The 22,372-nt window shown below is 42.3% G+C and carries 19 protein-coding genes and 3 pseudogenes; 5 read left to right on the plus strand and 17 right to left on the minus strand.

Annotated elements, in window-relative coordinates; genetic code table 11:
- The first annotated feature begins 57 nt into the window (after nt 1-57).
- The 3 genes from WCV65_RS10665 to WCV65_RS10675 all read left to right on the plus strand — a co-directional run bounded on the left by WCV65_RS10665 (nt 58) and on the right by WCV65_RS10675 (nt 2,592).
- Nucleotides 58-690 (plus strand): ABC transporter ATP-binding protein, encoded by a 633-nt coding sequence (locus WCV65_RS10665; RefSeq protein WP_338782079.1) that lies wholly within the window; start codon nt 58-60, stop codon nt 688-690.
- A complete protein-coding gene (gene fetB, locus WCV65_RS10670; RefSeq protein ID WP_338782081.1) occupies nt 680-1,471 on the plus strand; it encodes an iron export ABC transporter permease subunit FetB in 792 nt (263 codons plus the stop codon). The genes WCV65_RS10665 and fetB overlap by 11 nt, the downstream gene beginning before the upstream one ends.
- A gap of 146 nt (nt 1,472-1,617) precedes the next feature.
- Nucleotides 1,618-2,592 (plus strand): rhodanese-related sulfurtransferase, encoded by a 975-nt coding sequence (locus tag WCV65_RS10675; protein ID WP_338782082.1) that lies wholly within the window; start codon nt 1,618-1,620, stop codon nt 2,590-2,592.
- Between the two features lie 779 nt (nt 2,593-3,371).
- On the opposite strand, the gene WCV65_RS10680 is transcribed toward WCV65_RS10675, so the two are convergent.
- The 10 genes and pseudogenes from WCV65_RS10680 to WCV65_RS10725 all read right to left on the minus strand — a co-directional run bounded on the left by WCV65_RS10680 (nt 3,372) and on the right by WCV65_RS10725 (nt 15,114).
- Nucleotides 3,372-4,364 carry a VanZ family protein gene (locus tag WCV65_RS10680; RefSeq protein ID WP_338782084.1) on the minus strand — a complete coding sequence of 331 codons (993 nt, stop codon included), beginning with the start codon at nt 4,362-4,364 and terminating at the stop codon, nt 3,372-3,374.
- A 225-nt stretch (nt 4,365-4,589) separates the two neighbouring features.
- Nucleotides 4,590-6,911 (minus strand): RNA polymerase recycling motor HelD, encoded by a 2,322-nt coding sequence (gene helD, locus WCV65_RS10685; protein WP_338782086.1) that lies wholly within the window; start codon nt 6,909-6,911, stop codon nt 4,590-4,592.
- Nucleotides 6,912-7,376: 465 nt separating this feature from the next.
- Nucleotides 7,377-7,754 (minus strand): annotated as a pseudogene (locus tag WCV65_RS10690) (ABC transporter permease); the annotation flags it as partial.
- Nucleotides 7,751-8,155 (minus strand): annotated as a pseudogene (locus WCV65_RS10695) (ATP-binding cassette domain-containing protein); the annotation flags it as partial. The pseudogenes WCV65_RS10690 and WCV65_RS10695, both read right to left, overlap by 4 nt.
- Nucleotides 8,156-8,167: 12 nt before the next feature.
- Nucleotides 8,168-9,034 (minus strand): pentapeptide repeat-containing protein, encoded by an 867-nt coding sequence (locus tag WCV65_RS10700; RefSeq protein WP_338782088.1) that lies wholly within the window; start codon nt 9,032-9,034, stop codon nt 8,168-8,170.
- Nucleotides 9,035-9,047: 13 nt separating this feature from the next.
- Nucleotides 9,048-9,377, minus strand: coding sequence for a PadR family transcriptional regulator (locus tag WCV65_RS10705; protein WP_035411539.1), 330 nt, complete (start codon nt 9,375-9,377; stop codon nt 9,048-9,050).
- 223 nt (nt 9,378-9,600) lie between these two features.
- Entirely contained in the window at nt 9,601-10,599 is a 999-nt protein-coding gene (mgrA, locus tag WCV65_RS10710) for an L-glyceraldehyde 3-phosphate reductase (protein WP_338782090.1), read from the minus strand.
- A gap of 246 nt (nt 10,600-10,845) precedes the next feature.
- A complete protein-coding gene (locus WCV65_RS10715) occupies nt 10,846-11,259 on the minus strand; it encodes a VOC family protein (RefSeq protein ID WP_338782092.1) in 414 nt (137 codons plus the stop codon).
- Between the two features lie 287 nt (nt 11,260-11,546).
- Nucleotides 11,547-14,069: a cyanophycinase gene (locus WCV65_RS10720; protein WP_338782094.1), complete on the minus strand. Its 2,523-nt coding sequence runs from the start codon at nt 14,067-14,069 to the stop codon at nt 11,547-11,549.
- Nucleotides 14,070-14,088: 19 nt separating this feature from the next.
- Complete coding sequence (locus tag WCV65_RS10725; RefSeq protein WP_338782096.1) at nt 14,089-15,114, minus strand: cyanophycinase; 1,026 nt, start codon at nt 15,112-15,114, stop codon at nt 14,089-14,091.
- A 403-nt stretch (nt 15,115-15,517) separates the two neighbouring features.
- On the opposite strand from WCV65_RS10725, the gene WCV65_RS10730 reads away from it, so the two are divergent.
- Entirely contained in the window at nt 15,518-16,135 is a 618-nt protein-coding gene (locus tag WCV65_RS10730) for an acetate uptake transporter (RefSeq protein ID WP_338782098.1), read from the plus strand.
- Nucleotides 16,136-16,413: 278 nt separating this feature from the next.
- On the opposite strand, the gene WCV65_RS10735 is transcribed toward WCV65_RS10730, so the two are convergent.
- From WCV65_RS10735 to WCV65_RS10765, 7 genes and pseudogenes are all read right to left on the minus strand, one after another.
- Nucleotides 16,414-16,839: an OsmC family protein gene (locus WCV65_RS10735; protein WP_338782100.1), complete on the minus strand. Its 426-nt coding sequence runs from the start codon at nt 16,837-16,839 to the stop codon at nt 16,414-16,416.
- A gap of 44 nt (nt 16,840-16,883) precedes the next feature.
- Nucleotides 16,884-17,654 carry a sulfite exporter TauE/SafE family protein gene (locus tag WCV65_RS10740; protein WP_338782102.1) on the minus strand — a complete coding sequence of 257 codons (771 nt, stop codon included), beginning with the start codon at nt 17,652-17,654 and terminating at the stop codon, nt 16,884-16,886.
- Nucleotides 17,655-17,704: 50 nt separating this feature from the next.
- Nucleotides 17,705-17,932, minus strand: a complete 228-nt coding sequence (locus WCV65_RS10745; protein WP_035411514.1) for a sulfurtransferase TusA family protein — start codon at nt 17,930-17,932, stop codon at nt 17,705-17,707.
- Between the two features lie 26 nt (nt 17,933-17,958).
- The gene (locus tag WCV65_RS10750) at nt 17,959-19,086 is read right to left on the minus strand and encodes an MBL fold metallo-hydrolase (protein ID WP_338782104.1); all 1,128 of its coding nucleotides are present in this window, start codon (nt 19,084-19,086) and stop codon (nt 17,959-17,961) included.
- Nucleotides 19,087-19,127: 41 nt separating this feature from the next.
- A complete protein-coding gene (locus tag WCV65_RS10755) occupies nt 19,128-19,694 on the minus strand; it encodes a sulfurtransferase TusA family protein (RefSeq protein ID WP_338776351.1) in 567 nt (188 codons plus the stop codon).
- Between the two features lie 21 nt (nt 19,695-19,715).
- Nucleotides 19,716-20,195, minus strand: a pseudogene (locus tag WCV65_RS10760) (DsrE/DsrF/DrsH-like family protein).
- Nucleotides 20,196-20,405: 210 nt separating this feature from the next.
- Nucleotides 20,406-20,666, minus strand: a complete 261-nt coding sequence (locus WCV65_RS10765; RefSeq protein ID WP_338776354.1) for a metal-sensitive transcriptional regulator — start codon at nt 20,664-20,666, stop codon at nt 20,406-20,408.
- A 191-nt stretch (nt 20,667-20,857) separates the two neighbouring features.
- On the opposite strand from WCV65_RS10765, the gene WCV65_RS10770 reads away from it, so the two are divergent.
- Nucleotides 20,858-22,354: a spore germination protein gene (locus WCV65_RS10770; RefSeq protein WP_338776356.1), complete on the plus strand. Its 1,497-nt coding sequence runs from the start codon at nt 20,858-20,860 to the stop codon at nt 22,352-22,354.
- Nucleotides 22,355-22,372 lie beyond the last annotated feature (18 nt).

Genomic DNA, 22,372 nt, shown 5'->3' on the forward strand with positions numbered 1-22,372 from the left:
AGAGTGGAAAAATGCTTTAGAATAAGCAGAAAGAGCGGGAAGAAAGAAGGTCACGGAATGTTTCAGATTTCAAATCTTGTATATAAAGACATACTGTCCATCAGCCATATGGAGATGGAAGAAGGAAAGGTAACAAGCATTATTGGAGAAAGCGGCGCGGGAAAATCTACTCTGCTGAAAATGCTGAATATTCTTCTATCACCCGACAGCGGGAGAATTCAATATAAGAACAGTGACGTTAGTGAGGTAAACGCCATAACCCATCGAAGGGAAGTGGTCATGCTTGCCCAGCAGCCTGTTATTTTTGAAGGATCGGTTGAGGACAATCTGCAGATTGGAAGAATCTTTTCTGAAAAAATGCCCGCTTCAACGGATGCACTTAAAAATGTCTTAGCGCTTGTAAAACTGGATAAGGAACTGGATCAATCCGCTGAAGATTTATCAGGCGGAGAGAAACAAAGGCTTGCGCTGGCTCGCGTGTATTTAATGGAACCTGAGTGCTTTCTGCTGGATGAGCCTACTTCCGCTTTGGATGAAGGCACCGAGGATGAAATAGTTCGGACGTTTCTAGAAGCCGTAAAAGGAAAGACAGTCATTATGGTCACCCATTCTAATGAAATTGCAGAGAAATACAGTGATGCCATCATCACATTAAAAAAGCAAAAAAGGGACAAGACAAATGAAGGATAACATGATAAATATCGACTTATGGAGACTCATTGCTGCGTACGGGTTTATTGTACTGCTTCTTGCCATTGCGAAGAGAAGAGGAATCAGACGAGAGTGGAAAATTATTATAGCCACTACAAGAATGTCTGTGCAGCTAATTTTAGTAGGCTACATCCTCACATACATATTTGAAAAACCAAATCCGTTTATATCCATTCTGATTGTTTTGATTATGGAAACCTTCGCTATTATTAATATCTACCGGCAAATCGATGAATACTTATCCAAAAAAATGAAATCCGTTATCGCCATTTCCATGTTTTCAGGATCCATTGCAAGCCTTCTGTTCTTCAATTTTGTCGTGGTTCACTTTGAACCATGGTATGAACCGCGTTACTTCATTCCGATAGCGGGAATGATCATCGGAAACTCCATGACTGGAATTACATTAGGGGTGAAGAACATGACAGAAGGCATGAGGAAACAAAAGAATTATGTAGAAGGAGCGCTGATGCTCGGAGCTAAGCCTGAGGATGCTTCGAAATCGATTGTCAATTCTGCATTTGATTCCGCTATTTTGCCCACATTGAACAACATGCTCGGAATGGGAATTGTCTTTCTACCAGGCATGATGACTGGACAAATTCTTGCAGGTGCAAGTCCTCTTGTTGCTATTGAGTACCAAATTGTTGTTTTGTTAAGCATTACGGGCAGTACGGCACTGTGCGTGATTCTTTTCATCCAGCTTGGGACAAAGCTGTTTTTTAACAAAAGAGCCCAGCTTGTTTACAAAGAGGACTAGAACCGGCAGGGACTCCGTCATATTTCTTTTTCAGAATAGAAAAAAACTTGATAAAATAGAAAAAAACCTTTAAAATATACTGTTGCTAAGATAAACTGACCTCGAGCATTTATATCTTGCAAATATAAATAGACAGGTGATAATATATGTCAACCAAACCATACAGAGTATTGCTGTATTATAACTATGTAACGATAGAAGACCCTGAAGAGTTTGCTGCAAGCCATTTAGCATTCTGCAAGGAGCTGGAGCTTAAAGGCCGTATTCTTGTAGCAAATGAGGGGATCAACGGAACGGTTTCCGGCTCATTCGAGCAAACGGAAGCGTATATGAATGCAATGAAAAACGATCCCCGTTTTGCCGATATGGTCTTTAAAATCGATGAAGCCGATCAGCATGCATTCAAAAAGATGCACGTTCGCCCGAGAAATGAATTGGTGACGCTGCGTCTTGAGGATGATGTGAATCCTAAAGAAATTACCGGGAAGTATTACAGTCCTAAAGAGTTCCATGAGGCTTTACAGCAGGAAGATACCATAGTTCTTGATGCACGAAACGATTATGAATATGATCTAGGACATTTTAGAGGCGCAATAAAGCCTGATATTCACGCTTTCCGTGAGCTTCCTGATTGGATTCGCGAAAATAAGGAGCTGCTGGAAGGCAAAAAAATCCTTACCTACTGCACAGGCGGAATTCGCTGTGAAAAGTTCTCCGGTTTCCTTTTGAAAGAAGGATTTGAGGATGTTGCCCAGCTTCACGGAGGAATTGTCACTTACGGGAAGGACGCTGAAGTTCAAGGTGATTTGTGGGATGGACAATGCTATGTTTTCGATGAACGCATCAGTGTTCCGGTTAACCGCAAAGAGCATGTAATCGTCGGTAAAGACTATTTTACAGGCGAACCATGTGAAAGATATACAAATTGTGCAAACCCAGTCTGCAACAAGCAAATATTAGCTTCCGTAGAAAATGAAGAAAAGCATTACCGCAGCTGCTCTGAAGAATGCCTTGTACACCCGCGTAACCTTTATGTAGAGGCACACAACCTGAGCGAAGACGATATTCGCCGTAAACTGGAAGAGCTAAAGCAAGAGAATACTATGCCAGTGATGAGCTGAATCAAATAAAGAAGCCTGCAGGAATTTTTAAAATTTCTGCAGGCTTTTTTATTTAGTTTGCAGCATATTTTGAAGTTTTCATATCTTATATGGCAACGGAAGAGGAAGGAGAACGCTGATAAACGCCTTCCAACAATATATAATTATGTGTTTAAAATGATGAAAAAGTTCTGAGAATCACATGAAAAGATCAGCAATTGAAATGGCTGGCCTTTTTACCGGATTTACACTTTGGGATCCTAAACGGCTGCTGAGATCTGACAGCTGTGCTTAATTCCGGCACATGCATTCAGAATCCTGGAGCATTAATAAGGAAAAAAGCGGGAACATTTATATATAGCAAACTGCAGGTTGAAAATTTCATATAGGGTTATATAGCTGGATACTAAAACGGAAATTTTTTAAATGGTGATATTGTCATTAAACTGGAAGATTTACTGAAGGGAATTTCCAGATTAAAGCGGCTCAGCGAGAAAATCTGTATGATCCTAATGGATGGCTGCAGGACAGTTCAGACGAATAATAAGCAGATAAAAATTAAAGAATCAATCAAAGACAGATTTAATTATAAATAGATTGTAAAAAAAGATACTGATTGATATTGAACTGGATAAAAAATTGGGTGTAAAATTTCGTTTTGTCTCATTATCTTAAGTATACTTAGGTATTGAGACAAAAAATGAATTATTTATAGAACTGACTAGAATATATATTATGTTAACTTAAAAAATTATAAAACACCGGGTTTACCCCAGTGTTCATTCGAAGTCAGGTTTTTGTTAGTATAATGCTCTTATTTTTTCTCTTATAGTGTTTATAACTTTTTGACCTGAGTTTACCTCTGTAAGAGTAATATCCCACATGACAGCATTTGTAATTGGATTTGGATCTTTGTTAATTACTTTTATGGTAAGGTCAGTTACGCCATCTAAAGGGATTTGAAAATTCTCCTCGCCAGTGAATGATAACTCTAACGAATAAATGACTGTTCCGCTACTGATGAATTCTATGTCACTACCTTCTGTTTTTGCATCGTTAATTACATCGTCTGGTATGGCGACATAGCCTGATATGTTTTTATATTTGCCATCTAAGTGATACGTGAATTCATTGTTTTTCGTATTATTCCTACTATACAGATTTATTTGAGGCGTAACCTTTTTTCGGTCTACTGTAAAGCTGGCCAAGCTTTCGTCCCAATTTACAGACCCATCTTTTACGATCAGTTCATTCAGAGCTGCGGTTTTCCCTCCCCCTTTTTCTAGATAATTATTGATACCGCCAATAATTATAACAGTACAAAGGGCAAGTCCCATAGCCATTACGAATATTTTGAAAATCCCTTTTGGTTTATCTCGGTCACCGGTGACTATTTGAAGTGCCGCAAACCCTACCGCAGCACCTAATAAGTTGATTATGATATCGTCTATATCAAAAGCTCCCAAACCGGAAAACATTTGTAGGATTTCAAGTATTGTAATAGACAAAATAAAAAAGGTTATAAAGCGTCTAAAACTACTTCGAAACAGGAGTGGAATGATAATCCCAAAAGGTATGAACGCTACAAAATTCCCAAACTGAAAAAACCAATTTTGCAAGTCTCTTCCCATTGGGTAATGCAATTGAATCGCTCCAGGTATTAGGTTAAATCGCAAGCTGGATTCTTGCCCCAGGGAACCTCTATTGAAACCAAGATACAAGAAATAGAGGATCAAAGCTGTATATAATGTTAACAATACAATCGCTATTTTTCGTAACTTTCCTTGATACATAATTACAATCCTTCCTTTTCCGCAGAGACAAGCAAACTGAAACTCCGTAATGACCCTTACACACTCTCACATTTTCCAATTATAACATTAATAAACAGTTCCAATTGTCGAGTTTCAGTTTTTAACAACTCTGTTTTACTAATTCTTGTTGAGCTAACCTCCCGCAAGATAAAAACGGATATAAAAGTGAATTCTTCTTTATATCCGTTTTTATTTCGCGTTGCATTATTGATATTTTGGCTTAAAATCGCATAGAAATGGACTCGGTTCCCCAACACTGTACAGCTGCAAATCATGCATTGCCCTTGTGCATGCGGTATAAAACAGTCTCCGCAGGCTCTCATTCCCATATACGTCCGCTGAAGCGTTATAAATAATAACCGCGTCAAATTCGATTCCTTTTGCTAAATACGCCGGGATCACGATAACGCCTTGCTCATAGTCCATCGACCCGCTCTTCATAAGCTTAATTCCATCTATCCCGCTCAAAGACTCGTATGCAGCTGTACTTTCCGCGGCAGATTTGCAAATAACTGCTATAGTGCCGCGTTTTTGTTTCCGCAATTCTGCAATTTTGGAAGCTATGGAGAGATGTAAATCGGATGGATTGGATACTTGGGTCAATTCCGGTTTCCCGCCATCGCGTTCAAAAGGAGTAATTTCTTCGCCGTTCGGTACGAGTGTGCGTGTAAATTCGACGATTGGTTTCGTGGATCTGTAGCTGCGGGTTAAATTGATCGCAAAGGTTTCATCAGGGCCATATAAGCTGGTAAGCGTTTGAAAATCAGTCATTTCGTTTGCGTGAGTGAATATGGCTTGATTAAAATCACCGAGTACAGTCATTCTTGCTGAAGGAAATAATCGTTTAATAAATTCAAACTGAAAAGGAGAATAATCCTGCGCCTCATCGACAATGACATGTTTAATCGAATTGTTCGTCTGAAAGCCTTGAATGAGCTCTTTCAATAGCAAATATGGAGTAGCATCCTCGTATAATAGTCTATTTTCATTCAGCATTCTCACTGTCAATTGGCAAATATCCGCCCATTCTTCTGGTGCCTCCCCATCCATCCATTGGTTGATCTTGCTCGGATCGGTAAAAAACTGTTTATAGATTTCCTTGATGTTAACGAAACGAAAAGCCTTAATCCGTTTTCGCAAAGGCTTTAACTTCTGGCGGACAATTAAGCGGGCCAGCAATTTAGGCTCCATCTCATAATCATGAATAGACTCGCCTGTATAGCCCCGCTTTTTGGCTAAATAAGTATACGCCTTATGATACTCCTCATTGCTAAGCAGTTCGATTTCCTCCTGAACCCATGGCTTCATCTGTTCATGCTTCTCGGCTTCATCTATTTGCTTCATGAGCCAATCCTTCAATTTCTCAAGCCTGTTGTGAAAACGAAGCGTGGAGTCGCTTGTATAAAACCTTTCTACGATTTGTTTTGCAGTAATTAGCGGCTTCCCTCTGAAAAATAACTCTTTAAAAATCATTCCTGATGACTCGAGCGACTCCCTGTATAATTGAATGGCCTCATAAAAATGAGCAGCAGCCTTGAACCGGATTCCTGATATCCTCGTTTTGTACAACGGGTTATCCGCTGCAGTCAAAACGTATTCCAGCTGATCATATGGGTTTTCTATTTGAAATTCCCTTTCCAGACGGTAGTCCAAGTATTCCTGGAAGGTAGCCTGCTGCATATTCTCTTCCCCGAGCTCCGGCAATACATTCGATACGTAGCTATTAAACATCGAGTTTGGTGAAAAAAGAATGATTTGATCGGCATTTAGCATTTCTCTATATTTATAAAGCAGGTACGCAATCCTCTGCAGAGCAGCTGATGTCTTACCGCTTCCTGCAGCGCCGTGTACGATAAGCATCCTCCCGCGATCATGCCGGATGATCCGGTTTTGCTCTTGTTGAATGGTAGCTACTATACTATGCATTTGTTTGTCAGTACCTTTACCGAGCACTTGCTGTAAAATTTCGTCACCAATTGTCAGACTTGTATCGAACATCGATACAATCATGCCGCCGCGAATGAGGTATTGCCACTTTTTCTCAAGTACGCCCTTTATGTCACCTCCAGGTGTAGCGTACGCGGCAGGTCCTGGCGCGCAATCGTAGTAGACACTTGAGATGGGTGCTCTCCAATCGTAAATAAGGAAATGTTCTCCGCTTGGATCCGTGAGTGTAGAAATGCCGATATAAATTCGTTCCGCAAGTGAAGTACCTTCTTCCATAAAATCAATCCGCCCGAAATATGGAATTTCCTTCATACGCTCCAGCGCAGTTAACCTTTTAGATGCATGCTTGTGGGTGCTTTGGCTAACGGATAAAGCTTGAGCCTCTTGCCTCAAGCCGATAATGGTCTCGAGATAATCGTCAAACGTATCAAGATTCAGTTTAATTTCATCCCAAAAGTGTTTACGGATATCCACTACTTCCTTTCGGCGCCTCGAAGTTTCGGCCTCCAATCGATTCATTTGATCTGTTATGGTCTCCATTACACGGTTCACCCGTTCTTGCTCCTGGCGAATATCCATATTCGTACCAAACACTCCTTTCCTAAAAATAGGGGTTGACTGGAAAGTGAATTTTAGTGTATAATTATTATAGGGATAATTTACACTAAAATAATTTTGACGATATATCCCTTTAAATCTAACATAGTTTCTCCTGTTTATCAATGTGTTTTCCCTATGCTCTCTATGATGAAAATATGTCTTTTGCAGGAAGCGCGCATATATGAAATAGCTTAATTACAGTAAAAAGCCTGATTTCTTAGGATTGACCTTAAGAACACAGGCTTTTTTTATGTTTTGCAGCGAAAACTGACACGTTCCTCATGGCATGGGGGTTAGTGAGTAACCTTCACTCCCATTAGGATCTTATAACAAAAATGAACGCCAAACCTATAATTATGTCTCCCGGCTTGGCGTTTTCCTTAATCCATATTTAAATTTTATAAAAAGCTGAGCTTGCATAGCTTGTTGCTTCTTAAATCAATTTCACACTCGTTTTTTGTACACTCTCATTGCAAAGAAATAGGCTGCCAGCAAAATCCCGGCGCACCATGCAAGGGCGACCCATATATCATTGCCCACCGGCTGATTAGAAAGCAGAGCACGAATCGCTTCCACGATTGAGGTGACAGGCTGGTTTTCGGCAAATGCGCGAACGATTGGCGGCATCGACTCAGTCGGCACAAACGCTGAGCTGATAAAAGGAAGGAAAATAATTGGGTAGGAAAAGGCGCTTGCACCATCGACTGATTTTGCGGACAGTCCGGCAATCGCTGCCACCCATGTTAATGCAAGGGTAAACAGCGCAAGGATGCCTGCTACTGCAAGCCATGAGAGGATTCCCGCTGGTGATCGAAATCCCATGTTGAGACCCTGCGGTCGGCCGCGTCTGACAGACTGAAGCGCTTAAGCAAGTCTTCCGAAATCTGGCGCGGATTTGTGAGGTAACGCAGCTTGGCAATCATGATCAGGTTTTCCCGTCCTGTTAAAATCTCGTCAACGGCGGCAAATTGACCAGTAAGACTGATCCCCTGCCGAACATTTTCGGGGTTTAGCGCAACATCAAATCCGTTTACTGTGGCGCTTCCGCTGTCATGTGTGAGCAGCGTAGTGAGGATTTTGACTACTGTTGTTTTACCTGCACCATTGGAGCCAAGCAGGGCGAAAATACTGCCCTTTTCCACCTCGAAATCTACGCCTTGCAAAACTTCAAGCTGTCTATAAGACTTTTTCAGTCCTCTTACTTGGATGGAATTGTTTTGCATATTTACCCCTCCTTATCTGACTGTAACCTTTGACAAATCAGCCTCTATCCCTTTGAGTGAAGCATAGGTCAACTTATCCATCATAGCGCCTTCAAAGCAGATGGTTTTAATGGCACGGTAATATTTCTTAGTCAATGTAAAACCCGGAAGAAAAGATACGTTCCTAAGTGTCGCTCCTTTAAACGAAACATCGTTTACCGCCGCCTTGCCAAAATTGACCCCAATAAACGTTTGCCCGTCAAAACTCAGACCCCGCAGATCCGATTGTTTGAAGTCCACCCCGTCAAAGATACAGTTTTCAAAGGTTGTTTTTCTCAGGTCCGTCATGGACAATATCACATCGGTCATGGTTACATCTTTGAATATTACTCCGTTAAGTCCAGATTTACTGATGTTTGTGCGTACAAGGATTGATCTTTTAAAACTTGAATCCCTAAGGTCCAGGGCGGAGAGGCTGCAGTCGGTCAGATTTGCGCCATCAAAATTTGCTTCACGAACATCGCTGCCTTTAAACGAGCTGCCGGTTAGATCTGCGCCAGAAAAATTTGAACCATGAAGCGCACTGCCGTTAAATTGCCCTTTATGAGCGGTAACGCCCGCAAAATCACTCTTTGACAGGTTACTCGCGCTAAAGTTTGTTACAACCTGCCTTTCTAGCGACCGGGTTAGGTTAGCTACCTCCTGAACCGTTTCTTCAATATCGCCGATGCTGTCAATGGTAATCTGAAACGCTGTCTCATCGTCCTTGCCCTCGGCTTTAAGATCGCGGAACCGCTCCTGCAAATCAGAAAGCAGATCTTCCCTCAATTCAGTCACACTCTTTACCCCATCATACGGCGCGAAAACACCGTCCAAATAGTTGTTCAGTTTCTCATTCATCCCTTCAAGCCTCCTATAATAAGTTTTCAAGTACGCGTTTTGCATACTCCCAGTTGCTTTTGTTCCGGTCATAAGCCGCCTTGCCCTTCTCGGTAATTTTAAAATATTTCCGCCGTCCCCCCTGAGATTCATTGCCCCAATACCACTCGATATCACCGTCCGCCTCAAGGCGCCGGACGCTTGAATACATCGTAGCCTCTTTTAGTTCATACTCACCACCCGATCGCTCTGCAATCAGCTTGACGATCTCATAGCCGTAGCGGTCAGCTTCGTTCAAAAGCCGTAAAATCATCGTATCCGTATGTCCCCGCAGCAAGTCGGATGTGATTTTCTTTTCGCTCATACAATCACCTCCATATTTGCATGATATGCCACACTACTGTGATTGTCAAGGTAGTTTGTAAAATATATTACTTTGTCAATTCACTCACTATTATTCTGATCCTTTTTCTGGACTTTCAGATAATTTCCTTTAGTAGGTAATCTTTCCTTCACATTACATCTGCTTTATACAAACAAAATAACAGCAGGCTTGAAAATGCCTGCTGTTCCATTTAGAACAAAATTCATTCGCTTTTTAACAAAATCGAATCAATCTTCGTTAAATCTTCATCTGTAAAATCTAAATTCTCCAGTGCGGCCACATTTTCTTCAATTTGGCTGACCCTGCTTGCTCCAATTAAAGCAGAAGTCACTTTCCCGCCGCGAAGGACCCATGCCAAAGCCATCTGCGCAAGGCTTTGTCCGCGTTCAGCAGCAAGTGCATTCAGTTCTTTTACACTTTCAATCACGGTATCCGTTACTGCTTCTTCCCCTAACGCCCCACTCGGTTTGGCAGCTCTTGAATCAGCCGGAATGCCTTCTAAATATTTCTTCGTCAGCAGTCCCTGTGCCAAAGGGCAAAATGCAATAGACCCGACTCCATTGTCATGCAGTACATCCTGAAGTCCGTCCTCAATCCAGCGGTTCAGCATGGAATAACTCGGCTGATGAATCAAGATGGGGGTTCCAAGTCTATTCATAATGTTTACTGCTTCGGCTGTTTCTTCTGCACTGTAGCTGGAGATGCCTGCATACAGCGCTTTTCCTTGCTTCACAATCGAATCAAGGGCACCCATCGTTTCCTCAAGCGGCGTGTTCGGATCCGGACGGTGGGAGTAAAAGATATCGACATAATCAAGGCCCATCCGTTTTAAGCTTTGATCAATGCTTGCTGTTAAATATTTCTTAGATCCCCATTCTCCATAAGGACCAGGCCACATGTAGTATCCCGCTTTAGTTGAGATGATCATTTCATCCCGGTATGGGGCAAAGTCTGCTTTTAAAACGCTTCCAAACATCTCTTCAGCAGATCCAGCCGGGGGACCATAATTGTTGGCAAGGTCAAAATGGGTAATCCCTAAGTCAAATGCTCTTCTCAGCATCGCCCGGCCATTTTCAAATGGGTCAACGCCTCCGAAATTATGCCACAGTCCAAGGGAAATGGCCGGCAGGAGCAGACCTGATTGGCCGCATCTGTTATATTTCATTTTTTCATAGCGGTTTTCCGCTGCTTGGTATACCACAAGTAACTCCTCCTTACATTTTATGTACGGTTTTTTGTCATAAGAGCGATAGCTTTCTGTAAAAAGGTGATTCTATGAATAAGTTTAACATTGCTTTAGTACAGTTTGAAAAAAATCTGTTCAAATTTTACTATTTTTATAAACCGCTTACAACGGAAAAGAAGATGAGAAAACGCCGGTACTTGAAAAGCAGCCGGTGTTTTCCCCTCCAGTATGATTTGTGTATAAGCAATTAAAAGCGGCATTTCATTTAATTCGCTCCGCCAGCTCTACAATAATCCCCTCAGGTCCGCGACAGTAGCATAACTTATATCTATCTTCATAGTTTTGAATTTCTTTGATGAATTCCGTTCCTTTCTTTTTCAATCTGCCCACAACGGCTTCAATATCTTCCACAGCAAACGCAATGTGCAGGATACCCTGAGTATTTGCAAGAGGCGGCTGATCTGATGGTGTATTGTATTTGATTAGCTCTATCCATGCCTGACCGTCGGGCGTCCCCAGCCCTATACATCCTGCTTTAACGTCATGTAACCCCATCCACTCTCCATCCGATTTCCATTCCCCTTGCACTTCAAGACCTAAATCGAGAAAGAATTCCTTGGCAGCTGATAGATCATTGACGATTACTCCTACATGATCCATTCTATGAATCTTCATCTCCCATACCCCCTTTTCGCTCCTATTACCTAATAGTTTAATCTTTTCCTGAATTATAGCAGAAGTCCGTATCTTTAAGCTTTGAGTACCAATTCCCAAAAGAAATACACTGATGCTGAAACAAACGTGGCTTCAAGGGCGGAAGGTGGATTCTCCTCATTATAGCTCTGAAATTAGCCGTCTTACTCACTCAAAGGTCTCTTAATACCGGCCAATATGGATTTAGCCTATACAATGCTTGGCTCGCAAAAAAAATCAATCCCGCTAAGGATTGATTCTCATAATCGTTACTTCAATCGAACAGAAACAGGATGTATATCCAGTACTACATTGGTTACCGAATAATCGTCCTTTCCTCCATCTTTGTATCCCCAGAACCCATCCGTAGTTTCTGTTTTACGGAAGACCAGTTCGACTCCTTTTCCTTGATGGAATGCATAGCTTTTTACTATATTCTCCCCGCTGTTATCCACCAGGTTGTAGGACAGATAGTTCTTTAAAGTGCCGTGCGGAGTAAGGACTCCTGAATGGGGAGCGGCTTTGAAATCCCCGTATTCATAGCCTTTGGTTGAGTCTTTATGCGGGCTGATGGCAAATGTCTTTTGTTTCAAATCCACCGAATCCCCCTCTGCAAGCGCCGAGATGGCAATGTTCTTAAAATGGCCTTTTTTCTTCTCTGCTTTCGATAAATCAACGACTGTTAATCCAGCCCGTCCAACGACTTCCACTTTTTGTTCTTTATTATTGACCACCATAGCCGTGTCTTCATCAATTCCATAGGAAAGCTGGCTTCGGTCCCCTTTGTCATACGCTGTTGCAATCAGTCTGCCAAGTCTCGATTTATTGTCAAAGTGCTGATCAATGATCCCATTTTGGAAAAAGCCGAGGCCTCTCTCCAAATATGCGGGACCTCCCTCCTGCTGTTCCATTCCGTTGTACGTATCAGTAAATCCTTTTGATAGGGTATCCAGGCTGCCTCCGCCTGCAAGCATGACGTCGCTCATGATCGCTGCCCCGGCACTCGTTCCGCCTAAAACAGCTCCCTTTTTATATATGTCCCATATAGCAGATAAGGCTTTGGATTCCGTCTGATCCGGATTGAATAACGCTTCTGTGATGGACGTTTGATCACCTCCGACAAACCAAATGGCATTGAGTTCTTTTATAGCTGCGGCTGTTTCATCACTGTTCCTGTTTTCCTCCCACTTGGATTCATCTTCTGCTGTTCCTTTAAAATCGTGGGAGGAAATAGGAAGGATCTTCATTTGATCTTCTTTGACCCCGTATTTGATTAAATCCTTTTTAAAGGCATTCGAAGAACTTAAGCTTCCGCTCGCAGCAGGAATAATCCCGATTTTCGCTTTTGAATTTCCTCCGGCAAGATCTAAGAACTTCTTATAAACGGCTTCATTGCTTGAACCGAGTGCACCTCCAGCTATAACGAGATTACCTGAAATATCTCCGCGGTTTACTTTGTCTGGAACCTTGAAATTTGATGGTTTATAGTTTTTAAAGGCCGTTTTATCTTTCTTAAACTTGACCGAAACCGGAACGGCATCAAGCTTTACATTGGTGATGGAATAATCATCTTTCTGACCGTCCTGGTAGCCCCAGTATCCATTTGTTGATGCTGTTTTACTGAAAGTTAAGGCGTAGCCTTTCCCTTTGCTGTCATACAAATAGCTTTTTACAGATTGAGTGGATGAATTATCCGTCAGAGAATAGGCCAGATACGGCTTTAATCTTCCATATGGCGTCAATAATCCTGTGGCATCCAAAGGTTTGAACTCATAGTATTCATTGCCTTTCGTCGCGTCTTTATCCGGATTGATGGTCATTTCCTTCGTTTGAAGATTGATTTGGTCTCCTGGTGATAGAAAGCTGACGGAAACATTGTTAACCGGATGGACTTTTTTGCTTGCAGGTTTTGCTTTGCTTGTGTCAATGACGGTTACGCCGCCTCGTCCGACAATTTCGGCTTTTTTCTCCCGGTTATGAACAATCAGGGCAGTATCTTCATCAATTCCATACGAGTTATACAGGTCCTTCCGCTTTTCGTATTTAACAGCGGCAGCCGCAAGCCGGCCAAGTCTCGCTCTTTCATCAAAGTGCTGATCGACGATTCCATAGTGAAAAAATCCGAGTCCTTTTTCAATATAAACTTTTTCATATTCTTTATTTTGAAGGGGCTCATCTTTCTCTGTAAATTCTCCCTTCAATCCTCCGAGGCTATCACCGCCCGTAATCATGACATCACTCATAATGGCCGCCCCGGCGCTTGTTCCTCCTATGACACCGCCTTTTTTATACATCGTCCAAATCGCATCAAGTACGCTTGAATTTTTCCCCTTCTTATCTGTTAAGGTCTCGGTAATGCGAAGCTGATCGCCGCCAACAAACCAAATCGCTGTAAAGTTTTTGATTTGATCTGCCAGTTCTTTGTTATTCACATTGTTCTTCCATTTGAGTTCATCAAAATCCGTATCGCTGAAATCGTGATTGGACAGGGGAAGAACCTCAATGTTTTCTGACTTTACCCCATATTTCTCTAGGTCCGATTTGAAGTCTTTCGAAGATTTCAGTTTCCCGCTTGCTGCCGGAACAATCCCGATTTTTGCCTGGTTTTCTCCGCCTGCCAGTTTAATAAAAGATTGATAGACGGCTGCATTGCTGCTCCCTAGAGACCCGCCGGTAATAACAAGACTTCCTTTAATCGAATTGCTCGCGATTTGACTTGCATTCGCTGCCGGTAAACTCATTGTTGATGCAAATAAACAGGCGGCAGCAAATAGGCTGAACCTTTTTTTCATGACACGTCCCCCTTATTCTTTAGTTTCCGTATAGTGAACCGCTCGAAGATGTTAAGACTCCGTTTTGAGAAGACAGCTTATAAGAATATCCATTGGAACTTGACCATGTCTGCAAATTAAACGTATTGCCCGGCCGCAGTTTGATGACGTTCACATCCCTGATGGTTAAAGGGTTTCCATAGCCACTTGAAGGAGAAGAGGAGGTTCTCGCTGCATAAACAGATTGCTTCGTTCCGCCTGGCTGTGCCACCACTTTTGCTGTACCGTCGTTTTCTACTAGCAAAGCCGTTTGTTCATTAACCGCAATGCCTTTTGCCTGACTCGTCCATCCGTCTGATACATTTCTTGATAAAAATCCAATAAATCTTCCCATCCGGTCTCTCTGTTCAAAATGTGAATCGGTTATGGTGCTTGTTAAATAACGATTCGCCAGGAAATCACGTGTGAATGTCATGTAGCGGTTATTTGGATTGTTCAGTGCTTCATCTGAATAGACCGAACCGTTCTTAGCGTCATAGATAAACTCACCTTGGATAGCAAGTCCTGCACTTGTTCCGCCTATCGGAACATTTTTTTGGATAAGCTGATTGATCACGTCTTCCAGCGGAGTGTTCTTGATGAAATCCGTATAATTGAACTGATCTCCTCCTGCGAAAAATACCGCTTCCGCTTTGCTGACTTTATCTAAAACAAATGAATCGGAAGAAGCATAGCGGTTATTCAGAAGGATCGTTTCAACCGAATCCAGCTTGGCGTTATTGGTTTGGGCCAAATCGTATAAATACTGGTTATAGCCGTCTGTTCCAGAAGTCCGGATCACCACAAAGTCTCCACGATTGGCTTTCCTGGCCATCCATAGCATGGCTTCATCAACATCTGTACCGCCGCCCATCAGGTTCATTCCATACGAAGTGACAGCGGATACGTTGCCGGTGTTTCCATAGCTGTAATACGAATAGTCACCCGCTGCGGCCTGCGCAGATATTCCTTGCACAGATAAAGCTAGTAAGCATCCCGCTACACACGACTTCACAAATTTGTTCATTTCTCCAGCTCCCCATCATTAAAATTTTACTTGCTCCTTTCACTTTCAATCTTAAAACATGCAAAAATCATGCCAAATTTTGGTCCGATTCCACTATTTAATTGTCGAGGAGCTCTAGAAGCCTGAAAAAAAGAGGGGAGAAAAAATTTAGTGTTTAAGATGTAAAAGAGTAAAATATCTAAAAATTCTAAAAATAGTAAATCCAGGGTTTTAATTGGTTCTTTTTTATCATCGGATTAAACCCAATTGTTTTTTTGGATGGCAAATGAGGAAGAATTTCTATAATTGTAAGCAAGAGCAAGATGTAAACGATTACTATTTCCGTTCTTTCAAAATTAAATTGACACCCCTCTTTGAATCCTGTATTTTGTTCAAGTATGTATTAATTTTTAGGAGGTTCATCTTGAACAATCAGAATGTGCAGCAAGTAAAAATTTCAACGGCCGATCCTTCGGCAATTGGTCTTTTTGGACTCGCTATGGTAACACTAGTCGCTTCATCACAAAAACTCGGGTTAACGGAAGGACTTTCCTTTATTATCCCTTGGGCAATATTCCTTGGAGGATTTGCTCAGTTGTTTGCCTGCGTTCAGGATGCAAAGCACAACAACACTTTCGGTTCAACGGCATTCGGAGCATTTGGCCTGTTTTGGCTTGGTGTTGCTGGTTCATGGCTTATGCAGCTTGGTGTTTTCGGAGACGAACTGGCTTCCGGGGTTGATTCGAAGCAGCTTGGTATGGCCTTTGTCGGATATTTGATTTTTAGTTTATTCATGACAGTCGGGGCTATGGAAACCCACAAAGTGCTATTTACTATTTTCGTTCTTATTGATTTCTTATTTATTGGGTTATCTTTAAGCACTTTTGGAGTCATGCATGAAGCGACACATATGCTTGCTGCAGTTTCCGAAATGCTGATCGCACTTGTGTCCTTTTACGGATCCGCTGCTGCAGTATTAAACCCCCATTTTGGACGAGAGTTTCTGCCGGTCGGAAAACCGTTTGGCATTTTTAAAAAATAACGAAAAAATAGTCTCTCCGTTTCTGGGAGAGACTGTTTTCGTTATGAATCTCTGTTAAACTTAACTGTTGATTGCAGTTAGCAGGCGTTCGCTTATCCTTGGGCGGGCTGCTTGAGCCTCCTCGCCGCTTTGCGCCTGCGGGATCTCAGCTGTCCCGCTGCTCCCTCACGAGTCTCACGCCTTCCACTTCCAATCAACAGGTGTTTTAAAATAAACACCATGCTTTAACATAGCCTTTTATAAAAAATGCCCTTTTTTCGAATGCGGAACAAATGTTCTTATAATCCTTTGTTCCCTTGTTTTCCATTAATGGAGTAGCTAACAGAAAGATTTGCATTAAGGGAATGGGAAACGGAACAATATTTATTTTTAGATAACTGGATGGCATGAGCCACTTTTTCTTCCGGAAGCTCTCCTTCAAAGGCGTAATGGATGTGAAGGTCCGTAAATCTTTTCGGATGCTCATCAGCTCGTGTACCTTCAACGTCCATTTGAAAATTAACAGGCTCCAGACGCATTTTTTTCAAAATCAGGACGATATCAATTCCTGTACAGCCGGCTACTGCGTGGAGCAGCAGCTCTGTTGGCCTCGGCCCGCTGTTTACTCCGCCTGTTTCCTGTCCTGCATCCATCTTGATTTCATGTCCGGATGGCGATAGACCGCCAAACGCAAGGTTCCCGTCCCATGTTATGGTCGTTTTCATTCATTCAGCTCCCTTTTCCAATAGTATGGCTCTCTTTCTATATTTTAAAAAAGTCCGGACCATATCTTAATAGCCGCAGCGGTTATAAGGATGGCCAGGGTTGCTTGAAGATATTTAGCCGAAATCTTTTGGCCTGCTTTTACTCCAAGCGGTGCGGCAAGCAAACTTGCAATCACAAGTATGGAAGCCGGAAAGTAATCAATTTGTCCAGTGACCATTTTGCCTGCAGTGGTTCCGGCGGAAGAAATAAACGTTACGGCCAAAGAGGAAGCAATCGTAACCCGAATCGGTATTTTTAGCACAGACAGCATAATCGGCACAAGAAGAAAGGCTCCGCCAGCACCCACAATCCCGCTGCCAATCCCTGTAAGTATCGATAAACCAACAGCAATCCCCTTATGAAAATCCACTTCATCTACTTTGAAATCATTCCCCTCTTTTTTGGGAATAAACATCATTAAGGCTGCAATTAAAGCTAGGACGCCGTAAATCATATTGACTCCGTTTTCTGACATGTAAATAGATAAAAAGCTCCCCAATAAGCTTCCGGCAAGGATGCCGCTTCCCATATAAGCAATCAGCGGCTTATGCAAATAGCTGCCTTTTTTATAGGACCATACCGCGGCGATGGACGCAGCCATCACCTGTATGGCACTTATGCCCGATACCTCATGTGCCGTGAAGCCGTGAACTCCAATAAGTGGAGGGATGAGGAGAAGCATTGGATAATTAATAATGGATCCCCCAATTCCGAGCATGCCAGAAATAAAGGCTCCCGCCATTCCAATTAGAAAAATAACAAGGATAAATTCCATGTTTGGTTCCTCCCTAAGAAATGAGGAACCCTTTCAGGTCCCTCTCTTCTTTATCCTTTTTGAATCCAAAACTTTAGAACTTCTCCTTCAGCGGCTGTTTCCAATAATTCATGTCCGCCTGATGCAGTCCAGGCAGCGAGATCCGCTTTTGCCCCTTTATCGGTAGCGTGAACCTCTAAAATCTGACCCTTCTCTAAATCATTCATCGCTTTTTTTGTTTTCACGATCGGCATTGGACAAGCGAGCCCTTTTGCATCAAGCACTTTATGTGAATTCATGAAATCTTCTCTCCTTTTTTTATCTATTATCTAACGGCACAGCGGTTCGGTCCGATTTCCATTTCCCGCTGCGTTTCTTCATCCGGGCTGATTCTACCCATGTTCATTTTGCGTATTTCCTGATAGGCGTTCGGCTGAGGAGGAAGGTTTCCTGTAACAAGTTCTCTGAACTCCTTCTCATCACGGATATTCAAACCATGATTTTTTTCCATTAATGTTCCTAGCTTTTTGCCAACAGATCCATCTTTGTTTAATTCCCTAATCTGCATAAAGTGGGCTGGCAGGACTAGCAGATCCTCAGAGAGCTTTCTATACCTTGTATATAGAGACTCTCTTAAGTCACTAACCCAATCCTCTGCAAGACCTGCCAAGTCCGGTCTGCCGATGGAATCGATAAAGAGGATATCACCCGATAATAGATACATACCGTCAATAATAAAGGATGTGGAACCAATGGTATGGCCAGGTGTGTACAAGGCCTCAATACTCATCTCCGTGCTGCCAATTTTGATTTTCATACCATCCTTAAGAGGATGATACAAAAACGCAGCTTCCCCTGCATCCTTGGGAGGGAGCCAGTATGCCGCATTCGATTTTTCAGCAATTTTTCTGCCGCCGGAAATGTGATCTGCATGAAGGTGAGTATCAAATACATGCTTGATTTCGGCACCTGCCTCCCTTGCGAACTCTGTGAAAACATCTGTCATCCTCGTTGCGTCAATAACAGCCGCCTCACCGTTTGACAGAATCATATAAGAGAGGCACCCTTTGCCGAGCCGTACAAATTGATAAATTTCTCCTCCCCCCAGCAAGTCACCAGCTTTTACCGGTTCCAAGTGCTCGCTCCATGCCTTCATGCCTCCTTCCAGATAAAACACATTTCGTCCTGCATCAGAAAGCATATCTGCTACCATGAGAGAGGATCCTTCTTTTGCACAAACGACAAGCACATCTTTAGTTTCAGGAAGCCCTTCCAAAATCCCCTCAACGCCATCTAAAAGATCAAAATAAGGAATGTTAAGATACTGGAAGTTTCCACCCTCGATTTTCCAATTACTGTAATCGTTTTGGTTCCGAACGTCGAGTATAAAAAGGGATTCCTTATCGATTACTTTCTTCGCAACTTCTTTGGCTGTCATCGGATTGTATGGCATTTAAATACCCCCCACTGTATTAATTTCCACAAATTTTTTTATTAAAGACCTGTTGTCTCACCGATCCATTTACTCATGCCAGGAACAACATTATATACGTTTATAAACCCAGCCGATGCGAGCTGCTGCGCCGCCATATCACTTCTGCTGCCGGTCCTGCATACTACATAAATTGCTGATTTATGGTCAAGCTCCCTTAACCGTTCCTTTAATTCCCCTAGGGGTATCGATATTGCGTTGGGTATATGGCGGAAAGCAAATTCTGCTTCTTCCCGAACATCCAAGATTAAGGCTTTGGAATCGCTACTCAATTTAAGCAGCAGTTCCTCGTTATTGATTACTCTGGAGAACCGTTTTTCCGAATCCTCATCTGTTGCCTTCCTTAGAAAATGCTTTAATACATTCCCTTCATCCACCGTCCCGATATATTGATGGCCAGAACTCTCGGCCCATGCTTTTAAATCAGCTTTTGACCCTTTATCTGTTGCCTGTATCTCGAGCACCTGTCCAGATTCAAGTCCTGTCATGGCCTTTTTCGTTTTGACAATCGGCATGGGGCAGGCAAGACCTTTCGCATCCAATAAAACATCTGATTTAATAGAATTCATGGAAATTCCCCCTTAATAATATTAGATAAATAGATTTACATTTCCGTTTTCCGCTTCGCCAAGGTAAGCAGCTACACCGGCATATTCAATGTTTTCAAGCAGTTCTCCCTGCTAAAGCCCAAGGAGATCCATTGTCATTGTGCAGGCAACAAGGTGGATTTCCTGTTCCTGAGCCATATCAATCAGCTGTGGAAGAGTCATTGCATTATGTTTTTTTATAACGTGTTTGATCATTTTTGGACCCATGCCTGCAAAATTCATTTTAGATATACTCATCCTGTCCGCACCTCGGGGCATCATTTTCGCAAACATTTTTTCTAAGAATCCTTTTTTCACGTTGTACGGTTCATCTTTCCTGAGAGCATTCAGTCCCCAGAATGTATGAAAGATCGTTACCTCATGATCATAAGCAGCTGCACCATTTGCAATGATGTAAGCGGCCATTGCCTTATCATAGTCACCGCTGAATAATACAATGGTGGTTTTCTTTTTTTCTGACATAACCATTCCTCCTCCGAAATTACCTATAGGGGTATATAAAAATTTTTCAATACCTCTTTCGCAGATCGCTGTTTGATATTAAAACAGCAGTTCTAAAATCACCCTCACATACCTATAGGGGTATATAAATTTATAAAAAAATATAGGGGTTGGTACCCCCTTGGGTATTACATTACAGACTATTAAGCAGTCTGTCAATCCTTAAAATTCTTACCGGCTTTTAACCAGGAGCTCAACTGCTTGCTTAACTAAATGATCCGTGCTCTCTCCCTTGGCAATATTCTCCCTTACACATTCCTCTAAATTCTGGCTAACAATTACTCCCATTGTGCGGTCAATTGCATTGCGGGCGGCAGACAGCTGAGTGACAATTTCTCTGCAGTCTTTCCCCTGCTCCATCATGCCCGCAACACCTTTTATCTGTCCTTCTATTCGCTTTAATCGATTTAAAATACTTTTATCGTACTCCATCATTAAGTCCTCCCTTTCTTTCCCTTTACCGTATCAGGTCTTTATGATAGCTAATTTTATACCTGCCTGGGTATCGTGTCAAACCATAGGCAGCAGGTGTGTACTACCCATCTTCCATATTGAGCTGATTTGCATAATTTCCCTCTATTTTCTGCAAACTATTATGAGCAGCGTTAATAAGGAGATTTTTTATGGAAAACCATTCAAATCAAGATCAGGCTCATTCTGGCAATCAAATTCAAACGATTGATGGCTTGATTGAAAGCTGCAAAAGGTCTTCGGATTTCGCTTCAGAGCAGACAGGCGGTTCTGATTTCAGTGTCTATTATTTTAAGCCTATTGTTGATAATAATATTTTGCATCGGTGTATTTTGCCTTATTTAAAAAGCTCAAGTCAAAACCTCAGCCTCGCAGGACTGCAGTCAGCTATTCCAATTGATTCTTCAGTTATTACTGCTGATCTCTCTAAAATAGAAGAATTATTGATGCGCGGCCATATAGCAATCCTTCCGGCAGCACCGGGTAAAGAAGCTCTAGTGATTGCCGCTCCTGCCATTGAAAAGCGGCCTGTTGGCCAGCCGGAAGTAGAATACAGTGTGATTGGACCAAAGGAAGCATTTGTGGAGTCCTTGGATAGTAACTTAAACCTGGTTCGCAAAAGAATGCCTACAAGGAACCTCATTGTCCAGGAACTTAAGGCAGGATCCATTTCAAAAACCCGAATTGCAGTCATTCATTTAAACGAAGTCGCTAACCAGGAAAACGTCGAAAAGGTTTTGAACAGGATAAAAGAAATTCAATTCGACCAGATTGCTGACAGTTCTTTTATTTTGCAGCTGATTTCAGACAATAGCACCTCTCCGTTCCCGCAAATGATCGATTCAGAACGTCCGGATCGGGTAACAAGCGAATTGGCAGAGGGGAAAATTGCTATTTTTGTTGATGGATCACCTCATGCCTTGATTTGTCCAACGACACTCATTCAGTTTTTTTCAGCATTTGAAGATTATTTTCTCCCTTGGCCAATTGCATCTGTCTTTCGGATGATCCGCTTGTTTGCGGTTTTCTTTTCCGTTGTTTCAACTTCCCTTTATGTAGCAGTCCTCACCTATCATTATGAAATGATTCCTTCCAATCTCCTGGATCCTCTTATCGCTTCCAGGAGCGGAATTCCATTCCCGCCGATCATCGAGGCTATTATCCTTGAGCTAACGATTGAACTGCTGCGGGAAGCTGGAGCAAGACTTCCTCAAAAAATCGGACAGACAATTGGTATTGTGGGCGGTATTGTTATTGGAACGGCAGCCGTTGAAGCAGGGTTAACGAGCAACGTCCTGCTTATTATTGTCTCACTCGCTGCCTTGGCTTCCTTTACAACCCCCATTTATCAGATGGGGAATACGATTAGGCTTATCCGCTTTCCGTTTATTATATGTGCTCAGCTTTGGGGGATTTTTGGAGTTTTCCTTTGCTTTGGCTTTTTCATCTGTCACATATTAAGTCTTACGTCATTCGGAAGGCCATATATCGCCCCAGTATATCCATTAAGATGGAGAGATTTAAAAGATTCCCTTTTCAGACTCCCTTTCAGTGTTCAAAGTACCAGACCGGTGCAAATGCGCTCTCAGAATCCAGTGAGATTTCAGGGCCCATCCAAGCGGCGAAAACCGGATATTGAAGAATCATAAAGGAGGGGTCATCTTTGA

This window comes from Metabacillus sp. FJAT-52054 (assembly GCF_037201815.1).
Classification (GTDB): Bacteria; Bacillota; Bacilli; order Bacillales; family Bacillaceae; genus Metabacillus_B; species Metabacillus_B sediminis.